Source organism: Ahrensia marina (genome assembly GCF_001293565.1).
Lineage (GTDB): Bacteria > Pseudomonadota > Alphaproteobacteria > Rhizobiales > Rhizobiaceae > Ahrensia > Ahrensia marina.
The window spans coordinates 208,344-222,339 of the sequence record NZ_JXMU01000002.1; the positions used below are offsets into that span (position 1 = coordinate 208,344).

The following is a 13,996-nucleotide window of genomic DNA, read 5'->3' on the forward strand; positions in this document are numbered from 1 at the left end:
GCAGGGAGTTGAACATGAATATTGGTGATGTTGCAGACAAAACCAGCCTCCCTGCAAAAACCATCAGATATTATGAGGATATCAAGCTTGTAAAACCATCGCGGGCGGCGAATGGATATCGCGATTATGCCGATGCGGACATTCATCGTTTGGCGTTTATCCAGAGGTCACGCAGCCTTGGTTTTACAATTGAAGAATGCCGTCTTCTGCTATCGCTTTATGAAGATAAAGATCGTGCCAGCGCCGATGTGAAAACGCTGGCTCTTGAAAAGATTGAAGAAATTGACCGCAAAGTTAAAGAGCTGCAATCTTTAAAGTCTACATTGAAATCTCTCGCTGATCATTGTCATGGTGATGATCGGCCTGAGTGTCCGATCATTGATGATATTGCCGGAGAGTTAGGCAGATAAACTGCCCTCAGGACGAGGACGTTCTGTTTTAATAAGCAGTAAATTACATCCAAGGATTAAGGCAGCAATGATCCTTGGATATTTCGTCAAAATTTAAATGGGCGCGGCATGGGAAATTTCTGGCAGGACAAAGAAATTCATTCCGGCGGGCACCTGTCCAACAGACATTGGACAGCCATAAACAAGCTCCAGATTTTCCGCTGTTAGGACCATTTTGGGCGCCCCATATGCATGAACGCGACCTTTGTTAATAAGCACGACATGATCCGCATAATGTGCTGTCAGGTTTAGATCGTGCAATATAGCGACCACGCCGCCGCCGCTCTTGGCGTAATCCCGCGCGATGTTCATAATCTGAATCTGATGCTTTATATCAAGGCTGGAAATAGGCTCATCCAGAAAAAGACAACGCGGTTTTTTCTGAAACGTTGGTTCCCAAACCTGTGCCAGAACACGGGCAAGCTGGACCCGCTGCTGCTCACCGCCTGATAGCTCCTGATAGTATCGTTTGCCAAAGCCCGCCAAGCCCACCTTTGTGAGCGCCTCGCTAATTCGGGTCGGTACGTCGATATTGGCCTGGACGCCAAGCGTTAATCCGAGCCGCACAACTTCAAATACCGTAAATGGAAATGATAGGCTGGCTGACTGTGGTAGGACGCCGCGCATACTTGCCAGTTTGAGGGATGTCGTTGTGGAGAGATCAAACCCGTTTAAATGCGCATCCCCGTTAAAAGGAATTTCTCCAGTCAGGGCGCGTATGAGCGTTGTTTTACCGGAACCATTCGGACCGATGATTGCGGTCAACTGACCTTCGGCGGCGGCCATGCTGATATCGCTCAATATCTCTTTGCCGCCCAGATTGACGCTAATATTATTTGCTTCAAGCATATTACATATCCAATAAGCCGCGTTTGCGCAGCAAGATCCAGAGGAAGAAAGGAGCGCCGATTGTTGCCGTAACAATGCCGATTGGTAACTCCGCCGGAGCGACAATCTGGCGTGCTATTGCATCGGCCAATAACAGCATAATTGCGCCCAACAAGGCGCAGGCCGGCAACAGATATTTGTGATCGGGACCAATGAACAGGCGCAGCAAATGCGGAACCACGATACCTACAAATCCGATGCCGCCAGATACCGCAACAGATGCACCTGTAGCAGCGGCCACAGCGACAATGGCTACGCGTTTGAACACTTGGACATTGATGCCAAGATGTTGTGCGGTTGCCTCGCCCAATGTCATTGCGTTCAACCCGCGCGCCATCATAGGGGCGAGGAAAATAACGGGCAAAATAATGGGCGCTACCGCGGCGACTTTTATCCATGTTGCGCCCGCAACAGAACCAAGCCCCCAGAACGTCAAATCACGCAATTGTTGGTCATCTGCCCAGAAGACCAGCAGGCCAGTAAACGCGCCTGCCATTGCGCCCAGCGCAATGCCTGTTAGCAGCATTGTGGCGACAGATGTGCGCCCGTTGCGCGTTGATACGCGGTAAAGAATAAAAGTAGATGCAAGGCCACCCAGAAATGCGGCAAATGGTATTTGATATATTCCGAAAATAGCGACGATTGGCGCAAGCGCCGTACCACCCAACACAATTGTCGTAACGGCGCCCAGACCGGCACCGGCTGATACGCCGACAATACCGGGGTCGGCCAACGGGTTGCGGAATAGACCCTGCATAATGGCACCGGAAACAGCAAGTGATGCGCCAATCATGATACCAAGCAAAGTGCGCGGCATACGGATATCTGAAATGACTATTCGTTCCACGGCATCAATCGCGCTGTGATCATCGCTCACGAGCGCCCAAGCAACCGCAAATGCGGATGAATCTGTTGCGCCAGACGCCAGACTAAAAACGGCTGTTGCAAGCAGACCTATAGCCAGAACAACGAGCGAAAGGCGGGCAAATACGGTCCGGTCCCCGCCCTCAATTTCAGTGGGTAATTGCGGTACCGCGGCTTCAGAACTCATGGCTATGAAACGCCGTAGAAAGTTCTGAAATTGCTTCACCTGTGCGCGGGCCAAATCCGAGCAGCAATGAACCGTCCATACGAATGATCGCGCCATTTTTAACAGCCGGTGTCGTTGATAAGGCGGCGTGTTCTTCAAGGCTTGCGTTGACGGAAGAATGGTCCGAACTTTCACCGCGTCCATTCATCATAACGATAATGTCCGGTGCAGCATTAATGACAGCTTCGTCGCTTATCTGCTTATAACCTTCGTACTCGTTGATGACATTTTCACCGCCGGACAATTCGATAATGCCATGGGCAGCAGTTTTGGTGCCGGATGCATTGATTTTTCCATCCTGCATTGAAAGAACAAACATAACTTTGGGCTTGTTTTTTACATTGCTTATCTTTTTGCGCGCTTCTGAAACTTCTGAAACAACTTTCTTGCGCAGGATTTCGCCCTTATCGGCAACGCCCAGTTCTTCAGCAATAATACGGATGTTATCATCAACACCTTCGAGTGTGAAATTATCAGGAACATCGACCCATCTTATGCCTGTGCTTTTGATCACATCCACGGCCTCTTTCGGGCCGTTATTTTCCCGCGCGAGAATGAGGTCGGGCTTAACAGACAAAACACCTTCCGGTGATAGTGCGCGAATATATCCGACATCAGGAAGTTCTGTAGCTTTCTGTGGATAAAGAGAGGTGGAATCACGGCCGACAAGCTTGTCTTCTTCGCCAAGCGCGTAAATAATTTCGGTGACCGCGCCGCCAATGGCCAATATACGCTTGGCATCCGTATCAGATGCTCTGGCCTGTCCGCTGAATATCGTGATGGCAAAAAGCAATAACATGATTGAAGAACAGGCAATGCTGAAGGCTTTAGGCGCGCGCAGAAGCGCATAAATACGATAATAAGACATCTTAATTCTCACTTGCTTCTGATTTTGTTGGTAGGGATTTTACGATCTGATCCCACATGGCGACGACATCGGCCTCATCACCTTCTCTGCGATAACCGTTAAGGAGAACGATCTGGTTCCCTTCTTCATCGAAGGCCTCAATTGAGAAAATATCACCACGCTTGGTTGGCTTACGCACGAGCCATGTGCTCGCGATCTGATCGGTTCTGAGGTGAAAATGAAAATCTTCATCAAGGACATTGAGCCACGGCCCCATACGCTTGATGTTCTTTATCGGACCGCTGTGAATTTGAAGGATGCCCGAATTACGAACAAAGACCATTATTGGCAGCGCATCGGCAGGCAGCCGGTTAAACAAAAGCTCAATCGTATCGTCTGCAAGCTGTGTCGTGAATTTTTCTCCTACGAGACGAATTGCTTCCAGACGCGGTAGTTTATGTCGTCGAAGCATCGCCTGGAATGAGTGGGTGTCTTGTAGAGCGGCCCAATCTGCCTGCAGATTCTCGGTTGCTTCGGCAGATATGTTGTAAGGCTCGCTATTTGTCTTTTCCGCAGTTTTGAAGGACGGATTTTTTGGTGGATTTTTTGTCAGCACCTTCCGGATTTCGTCCCACTGTTCAAGATTGGTTTGCGGCCGCGAAAAAACCTTATGGATTGCAGTACCTGTAGTATCAAAGAACTGAAAACTACGTTGCGTTTTGCCCTCATCCAATTGCTTGGTAACATGGTAGGCGTGCGTCCAATGCTTTCCAAAAATGCGAAGATCAATCTGCGGACCAAGCACTATTGAAGCATGCTTGTTGCTGCTAAAGCTTTCATAAGTGCCGATTTTTTCGTGAACGGCGCTTTCATTGCGCGATAGGGACATCACTTCACCCGCATCCTTCAACATGGAAAAGAAGGTGCTGAGATCAACATTCATGCGCTCTACACCGTGATCAATCCAGGCTTCCAAATATTCAGCTTCGGAAATACCCAATTGCGTTGCGAGATCGCGTTCACGCATTTTCATGTTCTTGTTTTTTGCGTCGCGTATTGCGTCCGCACTGATTTGGGATTGTGCGCCCATCATAAGCTCCAGCCTATTTGTTGAGAATTAATTTGCCTTGCTTGGTAATCTTCAGTCGGTAGATTGCACCTTCGTGTTCAATCCCAACTTCACGAGCATTTTCAAAGAGGTTTTCAGATTTGATGACCGGCAGTGTTGCGTTAACATCGCTATGTAAGCGTGAGGCATCCTCACGGCGGTCATTGTTATTATTTCGTTCCATGGACAACATCCGTTGTTGGCCTGGCTTGCGGTTTGCTGGCTGGGCTGGCGCACTGGATAATTTTAACTTGACTCGCTTTATCCAGTTTCTGTAGTAGGTCCATCACATAAGCTGATCTTTTTTGTCAAGTTTAAAGAATCTCTTTAACGCTGACAAATTGTAAAGCGCGCCAGCCAGCATTCGATAGCCAGCCAGCAAATAACCAAGCAAATTTTTTTGGAATGAGGGCAATGGCTAATTCTATGGGGACATCCATCCGAGCGGGTCTTTTTATGGCGCTTTGTGCGACCACATCAATGACATCTATTTCAGCGGCAAATGCGCAGGACGCTGGCGAACGCGGTGCAACTTTATTGCAGCGTCTTATTATTGGAGCAGGGCAGGCAAAGGTTGCAACCGACACTCCACAAGCTGTGACGGCATTAGAACAAGAAGATCTCGACGATAAACAGGCAACAACCGCATCTGATATTCTTAAAGGAGTGCCCAATGCCACTGTCGTCGGGGGCGCAAACCGTGCACTTGGTCAATCATTTAACATTCGTGGCATTGGTAAGGGCGAAGCTGCCGCTGATGAAGGACGCATTATCGTCAATGTTGACGGTGTGCCGCAGTTTTATGAGCAGTACCGAATGGGTGGATTTTTCAATGATCCTGAACTGTTCAAACGCGTTGAAATTTTACGCGGACCGGCGTCATCCACGCTTTATGGCTCAGGTGCGCTTGGCGGTGTTGTAAACTTTACAACCAAAGATGCTTCTGACTTTCTTGAAGATGGCGAAAGCGGCTCTCTAAAACTCAAAGCGAATTACGATTCCAACCCGAATGGCTATTTGCTTAGTGGAATCCTCGCATTGCGCATGAGCGAGAATGCAGAGTTCTTGCTTGCAGGTAACTACCGTGCCGCACAGGAATTTGAAGATGGTAACGGCGATAAGATTGAAGGCTCGGAGTTTGCAACACCAAACGGTATTGCAAAAGGCACGTTTTATCTGGACGAAGCGCAGGAGCAAATTGTCCGCCTAAGCTACAGTCAGTTTACCAGTGATCAGGAAGATCAGGGTTATTCTCAATTACAGCCAACCGGCTTTTTCGGGAATGTTGATCGTGTCGTCAACAACAGACAGGCGCAAATTTCTTATGAGAACGCGGCAAGCGACAACCCTTGGCTTGATCTGAAAGTTTCACTTTCATACAACAATATCACAAACAAGCAGACAAATGCCGATCTGGGTGCCTTTAGCCCGATTGGTCAGGATTCATTGTATGGCTATGAAAGCTATCAACTGCTGGCAGAAAATACATTTGAGTGGGCAGGCGACAGTTTTGAAAACTATCTGACAATTGGCGGCCAGCTTATTCGCCAAAACAGAACCACCGGAACTCAAAACCCGCTTGGTCACCACCCTGAAGGTACTGATACACAGGTCGGATTTTTTGCGCAAAACGAGTTTATTTGGAATGACCGCCTAACGCTTATTCCAGGCATCCGTGTAGATTTTCAAAAACTAACTGCGGACGATTCCCTTGCCAATCTGACGGGCGGCGTTGTTCCTGAAGATAAGTCGGATGTTGCAGTCTCACCGAAGATTGCTGCGCTTTATGAATTCAACGACAATTTCTCAGTCTTTGGGTCTTACGCACATACGCAGCGCTTTCCGTCATTGGATGAAATTTATTCAAATGATTATGCATCGCCTGCACCGCCGAATTACAGCTTGGGTTTGAGCAAAGAAACATCTAACAATTTTGAACTTGGCTTCATTGTTTCGACAACCGACCTTGCGATTGAAGGCGACAGCTTCGATCTGAAGACAACAGCCTTTTACAATAAAATTGATGATCTAATCGTCAGGCAACGCAATCAATATCCACAATATGTGAATATTGGTGAAGCGGAAATTTATGGCGTCGAAGTTGAGGCGGCATATGACACTGAGAGCTTCTTCACCAATGTCGGCTTTGGTTTGACTGTCGGCGAAGACCTTACAACCAACACGGCTTTGACCACAGTTGCACCACCTGAAATTACAGTTGGAGCGGGTGTAAAAATGCCGGACTATGGCCTGACATTTGGTTGGGATGGACGCTTTGTGTTCGAGCAGACCAGAGTAGATGTTGCGGCCGCAGATCAGCTACGCAGCGATGGTTTCAATACGCAAGACCTTTATGTCTCTTGGCGGCCGGGCGACGATACCCAGTTTAAAGGCTGGGAAGGCGCATTTCGTGTCGAGAACGTTTTCAACACGCAATACCGTGATTTCCTAGCCAACGACAATGGAAAAGGCCGTACCTTTAAACTCACACTAGCAAAGGAATTCGGCTGGTAAGCCGGATAAATTCAATGGCAATTAATTACCCCTCAGACCTCCTAAAGACCCTCATTGTGGGGTTATTAATTGTGCCTGCGGCACAGGCTCAAGAGCCTGTGTCGCCTACTCTCTCGTTAGAACTCAATGCGGTTGAACAGGTGAACACCAATTGCCGTTTGGTATTTGTTGCTGAAAACAAATTGGGTAGTGCCCTTGAGAGCTTATCGCTCGAAACCGTGTTGTTTGACGCTGGCGGGAAGGTAAACCGCTTTACCCTTTTTGATTTCAAATCCTTGCCTGCTGATAAGATGCGTGTTCGCCAATTTGAATTGCCGGATACACAATGCAGCGCCGTATCTAAAATTCTCATCAATGGCGTTGCAACATGCAAAGGCGCATCGTTTTCCGGTTCAGAGTGCAGTGAGGCAATGAAACTTAACAGCACGACGGATACGGAGATTGCAGGATGAATTTGTTTGAAAACCCAATCTTGCGGATCAAGGAATTCATCGGTGTCGGCGGTCCTGTCGTCGCGCTCCTTTTATGTCTTTCAGTCATCGCATTGGCAGTAATTCTATACAAGGCTTGGCAGTTTTCGGCTTTGCGCGTTGGCAAAGGGCAGCGTACTTTGGCGGTACTTGCCGATAAGCAGGATATAGCACGTGGTCATGCTGTAGAAAAACTTGGTGGAATGTCAGGATATTCGGCCCGGATGGCAACATATGCAATTGGCTTAAAGCAGGCCGAAGACAATCAGACATATAAGCGCAGCGACATTGAAGAGGCTCTTGCGCTAGCTGCAGCCACCCAAATAAAATCTCTACAGTCCGGTTTCAGAGCGCTTGACTCGATTGCACAAATTGCACCGCTTATCGGTCTTTTTGGCACTGTGCTCGGTATGATTACGGCGTTCCAGGCGTTGCAGCAATCCGGTACGAGTGTTGATCCTTCAGTATTGGCAGGCGGTATCTGGGTGGCGTTGTTAACAACCGCGGTGGGCTTGGCTGTGGCGATGCCAACCAGCATAGCGCTTACCTATTTTGAGAGCCGTGTTGAAGATCATCGTTTGGCTTTGGAGCAGATCATTGCTGCAATCCTAAGTCCGGTCGCTAGTGGTGCTGGTCGCAATTCGACCCCTATAACAGTACCGCAAACGCAGCAGGCAGTGCATGCGCATTGAGGCATCTTCATTCCGCCGCCGCAAAATTTCGATGACCTCATTGATTGATGTCATCTTTTTATTGCTGCTGTTTTTTATGTTGAGTTCAACTTTCTCCCGCTTCTCTGATGTTGAACTGAGCAGTGGCGTAGCTGGCAGCGCTTCACAGGACATCATGCCGGCTTTTATTAAGCTCACGGATCAGGGAATTACGCTGAATGGACGTTCTATAGAGCTGGATATGCTGAACGAGCAGGTTGCGGCGCTAAAAGATGATGCCGGCATCAACGGGCTTATCTTATCCGTTGATGAAACAGCAAGCGCCCAACAATTTGTCGATGTACTGACCGCAGCACGGCAACTTGTCGGCATCAGCCTTCAAGTTGTTAAGTAAGGCGATACAATGCGATTAAACCATTTTACTGTTAAGCGTCAGAAAGCAGAGCCAACGATTGCTTTGATCAATATTGTGTTTCTAATGCTGATCTTTTTCCTCGTGGCTGCGCAAATTGCGCCTCCGCTTGATGGTGATGTTAAACTTGTGTCGACACAGGATCTCGAAAGCCGTGACCCACCGGATGCACTCATTGTTTTGCCGGATGGCTTGATGACATATCGCGGCGCATCTATCACGCCGTCACAATATTTTACGATCAAGCAGGAAAGCCAAAACAGCGATCTTGAAACAATTCGGCTGGTTCCTGACAGGGCTTTGTCCGCTGTTAAGCTGATTGATATTGGCAATGAGCTTAAAACTCTTGGTGCCCAAAAAATCCTTGTTGTGACTGAGCGGGGAATATCAGAATAATGCCGTTTAAGTCAGTCTTTAAACTTGTCTCGTTCCTGGCAGTATTTGCCTCATTGACATTGCATGTTGTTGCAATGGCCATTGCACCGCAGTTCAACGAAGATGTTCAGGTCAGCGGTGGTGAGGAAGCGGTTGCAGCCGCGCTTGGCAGTAATTTTCAGGACCTTGTTAAAGCAGGTGATGAACTATCACCGATAGAGGCGGAAACCGTCGAACCTGTTGAGCCGGAAACAGTTGAAGAAAATGATGCCAAAACGGATGTTGCCGCTGAGCCTGAAGCGGTGCCAACACCTGTGCCGTCGGTACCTGTTGCCGAAACCGTCCCTTCAGAGCCTGTTACTGTGCCTGTGCCTGTCGCGCCTGCTCCACCTGCTGATGTGGCGATGCTCGCGCCAACCGAACCGATGCAGACCATAGAGGCGCAGCCTGATGAGCCTGTCATTCCGGTTCCCACGACACGTCCATTTCGCCAGATCGATAAAGATCGTTTGGAAAAGGCTAAGCTTGAGAAAAAGAAAGCCCAAGCTCAGCGCAAAAAGACGGTAAAGACGACGAAAAAGAAGAAAACCTCGTCTGGTAATTCAAAATCCAAAGCGAAAGCCAATGCAAGAGCAGGCAACGCATCTGGTCAGAAAAATAATAAAAGTGCCAACGTTGGAAAGAAACAGTCAAATCGATCCACTAAGGCCGGGAATGCGGCCGCATCAAATTATCCCGGTAAGATAAGATCCAAGATTTCGCGTACCCGGCAAAGAAATGCAGGCGGTAGAGGCATAGCAAGGGTTCGTTTCAGCGTAAGTTCGTCTGGTGCCGCGACTGGAATTTCCATTGCAAGAAGTTCAGGTAATGCAAAGGTTGACCGCGCTGCAGTTGCTCATATCAAACGCGCTTCACCATTCGCCAAGCCGCCGGCCGGTGCGCAACGTCAATTTGTAATACCGCTTGAATTTAGGAGGTAGCGAAATGCCTGAGGAACGAGCACTTTTTGGTGGGCCTGAGCTGCATAGTTTGGCCGCGCAATATGGCGCCAATGAAGGCCCGTTACCAATCATTCTGGATTTACTTGAATGTAAATATGAAAAGTCCGGCAGTGCGATACGCCAAACCAAACTCGAACACACATTGAGCGTTTCGCCCAAGCCAGTCAGAACGAATAAAAACTAAATACGGAGACATCACATGTATATCGCAATGAATCGCTTCATCATTAATGATGGCCATGAGGAAGATTTTGAAAACATATGGCGCAACCGCGATTCTTCTTTGAAAGAAATGGCGGGCTTTCAAACATTTCATTTGCTCAAAGGTGCGCGCAACGAAGAGACCAAGCAAACATTATATGCTTCTCACACTGTTTGGGAGAGCCATGAGCATTTTGTGAACTGGACAAAGTCGGAGCAGTTTCGCAACGCGCATAAAAATGCAGGCACCAACAAAGGCATGTATGCCGGACACCCAAACTTTGAAGGGTTTGACGCTGTAGTCAGCGAATAATCAGTGTTATAAAATCAATCAGATTTGAGCGTGATACCGGCCTGGAATATTGGGTGCGCATCTCGCTCAAGTTAAAAATTTGGCGCATCTATTGAAATGATGTGCTTCATAACGTTGACAAATTATTGTTAAAACACCACAAAAAATCTGTCTGTAGAGATTGTTTAAAGGTTTTGATGTGGCTGAACTAACCCCCAAAAAACGCAAAATTGTATCATCCCGGCACTTGGCCGGCACCGAAGGATGGCAATTGTCCGAATTCGAATATGGACTTATTATTGCTTACAACGGATTTAGCCGCTGGATGAATAAGTGCATGGCAGCAGCCGGACAGCCGGATTTAAGCTCGCTTGAAATATTGGTTCTGCACAACATCAATCACCGCGAGAAACATAAAAAACTGTCAGACATCACCTTCTTGCTGAACATGGAAGATTCCCATGTTGTGAACTATGCAATTAAAAAATTGCAAAAGGCAGGCCTGATTGCAGGTGAAAAACGCGGCAAAGAAATGTTCTACAGCACAACGAAAATCGGCTTTGAATATTGTGAACGCTATCGGGAAGTACGCGAACAATGTCTGCTCGATAGCCTTAAACATATGGACCGAAGCAATGATGAATTAAGTGACATTGCTTCAGCATTAAGAACCTTGTCAGGCCTATATGATCAGGCCTCACGGGCGGCCAGCTCGCTTTAATTATTCATCAGGTCGGGTAGGGCCGTTACTATTTCCGGAAACATTGTAATCAGAACAACTGCGACCAGCAGTAGCGAGAAAAACGGCAGAGCAGCTTTTGCGATGCGTAAGATGTTTATGCCCGTCAGGCCTTGAATAACAAACAGGTTGAAGCCGACCGGCGGCGTAATCTGGGACATCTCGACAACGATCACCAGATAAATGCCGAACCAAAGTGGATCTATGCCTACGCTTTCCACCATTGGCATAATGATAGATGTGGTCAGCACCACAACTGATATCCCGTCTAGAAAGCAGCCGAGGATAATGAAGAAGACCGTCAAAGCAGCAAGCAGCGCATAAGGCGGCAGTTCAAATGAACCGATCCACGCCGCTAAATTACGCGGTATGCCGGTAAAGCCCATAGCCACTGAAAGAAAAGCAGCGCCGGCTAGAATAAAAGCAATCATGCATGAGGTGATGGTCGCGCCCATTAAACTGTCTTTGAGCATCTTGATCGACAGAGATTTGTTCCACCATGCAAGAACCACCGATAATACAACGCCGACAGCCGCAGCATCGGTTGGAGAGGCAATGCCTGCATAAATCGAGCCAATCACACCTGCGATCAGCGCAAGAACGGGCAGCAGGCTCATCGAAGCTTTGATCTTTTCCAGAAAGCTGAATTTTTCGGACACGGCAGGAAAAAAGTCGGGTTTTGTTAGCGCGATAAACATGACATATCCCGCAAACATCGACACGAGCATTAGGCCGGGTAGCACACCGGCGATAAACAAGCGGGCAATGGACTGCTCTGTTGCAACACCATAAACGATCAGAATAATTGACGGTGGGATAAGCAGGCCAAGGGTCGCTGAACCGGCGAGTGTGCCGAGAATTAGACTTTCCGGATAGCCGCGCTTGGTTAGTTCCGGAATGGACATTTTGCCTATTGTCGCCGCTGTTGCCGCCGATGAACCAGAGACCGCAGCAAAGATGGCGCAGCCAAAAACATTGACGTGTAGAAGGCGGCCGGGCAGGCGGCCAAGCCAAGGCGCCAGTCCGGTAAACATATCATCTGAAAGTCGTGAGCGAAGCAGAATTTCGCCCATCAAAATAAACATCGGCAAAGCTGCCAGTGCCCAAGAATGACTGTGCCCCCAGACTGTTGTGGCTAAAATCGGACCGATCGGCGCTGAGGATAGCGCCAGCATTGAAATCACACCGGTAATGGTCAGCGCGAAGGCCACCCAAACACCGCTTGCCAGCATGGCAATGAGGGCAACAAGAAGAAAAAAGACGATAAGTATTTCTGACATCTGGCTGCCTTACATTTCTTCTTTGTTTTCAAGAACGGGAGCGCCCTTCATCAATGTGCGGACCAACAAATCAATGAGCGCTATAGATAAGATAATCATGCCGAGCATGACGCTTGTTTGGGGAATCCAGATCGGCACAGCGATTATGCCGGCGGATTTGTCGCCGAAGCTGTATGATTCAATGACAAGGTGAATGACATAATATGTCATGAAGACCGAGCAAGCTGCGCACAAACCAAGAGAAAACACTTCTGCAGCAAAGCGGGCTTTTCCATCAGCCATATAGTTGAGCGCAAGCGTAACACGGATATGCCCGCCGCGCGTCAAAGTATAGGCAAGTGCAAGAAATGCGGATGCGGCCAGAAAATAACCTGCAAAATCCGCATAGGAAGGAATGGTCATCGCAACACTGGAACCACCTATTTTGGTGATAATATTCATGATTACTTGTGCGGTAACGAGCAGACAAATAGCTGCAATAAGAGCCGCAGCGATAGCGCCGCTCACTATGTAGAGCTTATCCAGAAACTGTCGCATATGACCTCCGTTTAAAAGAAACGGCGCCTTAAAAATCATAAGGCGCCGCTAGATCGTTACTTATTATATTCTTCGGCAATAGCTTTTGCCTCATCGGAAGCATTGGCTTCCCATTCAGCTTGCATTTGTGCGCCTATTTCTTTCAATCCTTCAATCAGTTCCGCACTTGGCTCGACAACAACCATGCCGTTTTCTTTGAGTTCAGCAGTTTTCGCTTCGGTTTCTGCCTTGCTCATTTCCAAACCGCGTGCTTCAGCAGCAGATGCAGCGTCCATAACGGCTTTTTGAACGTCTTCACTCAAGCCATCAAACGCAGCCTTGTTCACAACAACGATGTTCTTTGGAACCCATGCATTGATAGGTGTGTAGTGAGAGACATAGTCCCATGCTTTTGTGTTTGCACCTGTTGATGGAGATGTGATCATCGCTTCAACTTGGCCCGTTGAAAAGGCTTGCGGAATGTCCGGTGCTTCAACCTGCGTTGGTGCCGCACCTGCAAGCTGCGCAAATTTTTCAAGGGCGGCATTATAAGCGCGGAATTTCAGGCCGCTCAAATCAGCAGTCGTTTTGACCTCGCCTTTTGTGTAAAGCCCTTGTGGCGGCCATGGTACAGAGAAAAGTGGAACCAGATTTTGCTTTGCCAACAGTTCGGTAACAACAGGCTTTTGTGCCGCCCACAATTTAGCAGCGTCCTCATAGCTTGTTGCCAAAAACGGTTCGGAGTCCATGCCATAGGCCGCATTTTCATTGGACAGGCGCGACAGGAAGAATTCGCCAATCGGCACCTGCTGAGAGCGGACAGCATTTTTAATTTCTTCGTGCTTGATCAACGAACCAGCAGAGTGGACGGTAATGTTTAGCTCACCGCCAGTTGCTTCTTTTACGTCAGACGCAAACTCAACGATATTTACTGTGTGAAATGTCTTGTCTGAGTATGGAACCGGCATGTCCCAATCAGCAGCGTTAGCCTGACCAAACCCTGCGGACGCAATGATTGCGGTGGCGAACACCGTATTGCGGAAATGTTTCATTATTTATTCTCCCTGTAGTTATTGATAGCGCGCAACGCGCGTTCAAATCGTTACGAATTCACTAAATACGACTGCTTAGAAAAATGCAACG

The 13,996-nt window shown here is 48.2% G+C and carries 18 protein-coding genes; 10 read left to right on the forward strand and 8 right to left on the reverse strand.

The annotated features are described in order from the left end of the window. Positions 1–14: 14 nt before the first annotated feature. The gene (cueR, locus tag SU32_RS02465) at positions 15–410 is read left to right on the forward strand and encodes a Cu(I)-responsive transcriptional regulator (RefSeq protein WP_053997735.1); all 396 of its coding nucleotides are present in this window, start codon (positions 15–17) and stop codon (positions 408–410) included. 93 nt (positions 411–503) lie between these two features. Here cueR and SU32_RS02470 read toward each other — a convergent pair whose 3' ends face one another. Genes SU32_RS02470 through hemP form a run of 5 tightly spaced genes read right to left on the reverse strand, consistent with a single transcriptional unit; the run spans position 504 to position 4,566 of the window. After that, positions 504–1,298, reverse strand: a complete 795-nt coding sequence (locus SU32_RS02470; RefSeq protein WP_053997736.1) for a heme ABC transporter ATP-binding protein — start codon at positions 1,296–1,298, stop codon at positions 504–506. 1 nt (position 1,299) lies between these two features. Then, positions 1,300–2,388, reverse strand: coding sequence for a FecCD family ABC transporter permease (locus tag SU32_RS02475; RefSeq protein ID WP_053997737.1), 1,089 nt, complete (start codon positions 2,386–2,388; stop codon positions 1,300–1,302). After that, the gene (locus SU32_RS02480; RefSeq protein ID WP_053997738.1) at positions 2,378–3,295 is read right to left on the reverse strand and encodes a heme/hemin ABC transporter substrate-binding protein; all 918 of its coding nucleotides are present in this window, start codon (positions 3,293–3,295) and stop codon (positions 2,378–2,380) included. The genes SU32_RS02475 and SU32_RS02480 overlap by 11 nt, the downstream gene beginning before the upstream one ends. Before the next feature lies 1 nt (position 3,296). Continuing rightward, positions 3,297–4,367: a hemin-degrading factor gene (locus tag SU32_RS02485; RefSeq protein ID WP_082376343.1), complete on the reverse strand. Its 1,071-nt coding sequence runs from the start codon at positions 4,365–4,367 to the stop codon at positions 3,297–3,299. A gap of 10 nt (positions 4,368–4,377) precedes the next feature. After that, the gene (gene hemP, locus SU32_RS02490) at positions 4,378–4,566 is read right to left on the reverse strand and encodes a hemin uptake protein HemP (protein ID WP_201454857.1); all 189 of its coding nucleotides are present in this window, start codon (positions 4,564–4,566) and stop codon (positions 4,378–4,380) included. A 230-nt stretch (positions 4,567–4,796) separates the two neighbouring features. Between hemP and SU32_RS02495 the strand changes: the two genes are divergently transcribed. From SU32_RS02495 to SU32_RS02535, 9 genes are all read left to right on the forward strand, one after another. Further along, positions 4,797–6,896: a TonB-dependent receptor domain-containing protein gene (locus SU32_RS02495; RefSeq protein WP_245625475.1), complete on the forward strand. Its 2,100-nt coding sequence runs from the start codon at positions 4,797–4,799 to the stop codon at positions 6,894–6,896. Between the two features lie 56 nt (positions 6,897–6,952). Next, positions 6,953–7,348, forward strand: a complete 396-nt coding sequence (locus SU32_RS02500) for a hypothetical protein (RefSeq protein ID WP_144421009.1) — start codon at positions 6,953–6,955, stop codon at positions 7,346–7,348. Then, entirely contained in the window at positions 7,345–8,058 is a 714-nt protein-coding gene (locus tag SU32_RS02505) for a MotA/TolQ/ExbB proton channel family protein (protein ID WP_082376345.1), read from the forward strand. Before SU32_RS02500 ends, SU32_RS02505 begins: the two co-directional genes overlap by 4 nt. Further along, complete coding sequence (locus SU32_RS02510) at positions 8,048–8,431, forward strand: ExbD/TolR family protein (protein WP_053997743.1); 384 nt, start codon at positions 8,048–8,050, stop codon at positions 8,429–8,431. The genes SU32_RS02505 and SU32_RS02510 overlap by 11 nt, the downstream gene beginning before the upstream one ends. A gap of 9 nt (positions 8,432–8,440) precedes the next feature. Next, entirely contained in the window at positions 8,441–8,845 is a 405-nt protein-coding gene (locus tag SU32_RS02515; RefSeq protein ID WP_053997744.1) for an ExbD/TolR family protein, read from the forward strand. Next, positions 8,845–9,804, forward strand: a complete 960-nt coding sequence (locus SU32_RS02520; protein WP_053997745.1) for an energy transducer TonB family protein — start codon at positions 8,845–8,847, stop codon at positions 9,802–9,804. Before SU32_RS02515 ends, SU32_RS02520 begins: the two co-directional genes overlap by 1 nt. A 4-nt stretch (positions 9,805–9,808) precedes the next feature. After that, positions 9,809–10,009 (forward strand): hypothetical protein, encoded by a 201-nt coding sequence (locus SU32_RS02525; protein ID WP_053997746.1) that lies wholly within the window; start codon positions 9,809–9,811, stop codon positions 10,007–10,009. Between the two features lie 15 nt (positions 10,010–10,024). After that, positions 10,025–10,339, forward strand: coding sequence for a heme-degrading protein HmuQ (gene hmuQ, locus SU32_RS02530; protein ID WP_053997747.1), 315 nt, complete (start codon positions 10,025–10,027; stop codon positions 10,337–10,339). A 250-nt stretch (positions 10,340–10,589) separates the two neighbouring features. Beyond that, a complete protein-coding gene (locus SU32_RS02535) occupies positions 10,590–11,039 on the forward strand; it encodes a winged helix DNA-binding protein (protein WP_245625476.1) in 450 nt (149 codons plus the stop codon). On the opposite strand, the gene SU32_RS02540 is transcribed toward SU32_RS02535, so the two are convergent. From SU32_RS02540 to SU32_RS02550, 3 genes are read right to left on the reverse strand one after another with little or no spacing between them, the layout of a single operon-like run. Then, on the reverse strand, positions 11,036–12,337 hold the full coding sequence (locus tag SU32_RS02540) for a TRAP transporter large permease (RefSeq protein WP_053997748.1): 1,302 nt from the start codon (positions 12,335–12,337) through the stop codon (positions 11,036–11,038). The two genes, SU32_RS02535 and SU32_RS02540, sit on opposite strands and share 4 nt — an antisense overlap. 9 nt (positions 12,338–12,346) lie before the next feature. After that, positions 12,347–12,874 (reverse strand): TRAP transporter small permease, encoded by a 528-nt coding sequence (locus tag SU32_RS02545; protein WP_053997833.1) that lies wholly within the window; start codon positions 12,872–12,874, stop codon positions 12,347–12,349. A 56-nt stretch (positions 12,875–12,930) separates the two neighbouring features. Continuing rightward, the gene (locus SU32_RS02550; RefSeq protein WP_053997749.1) at positions 12,931–13,905 is read right to left on the reverse strand and encodes a TRAP transporter substrate-binding protein; all 975 of its coding nucleotides are present in this window, start codon (positions 13,903–13,905) and stop codon (positions 12,931–12,933) included. Between the last annotated feature and the right edge of the window lie 91 nt (positions 13,906–13,996).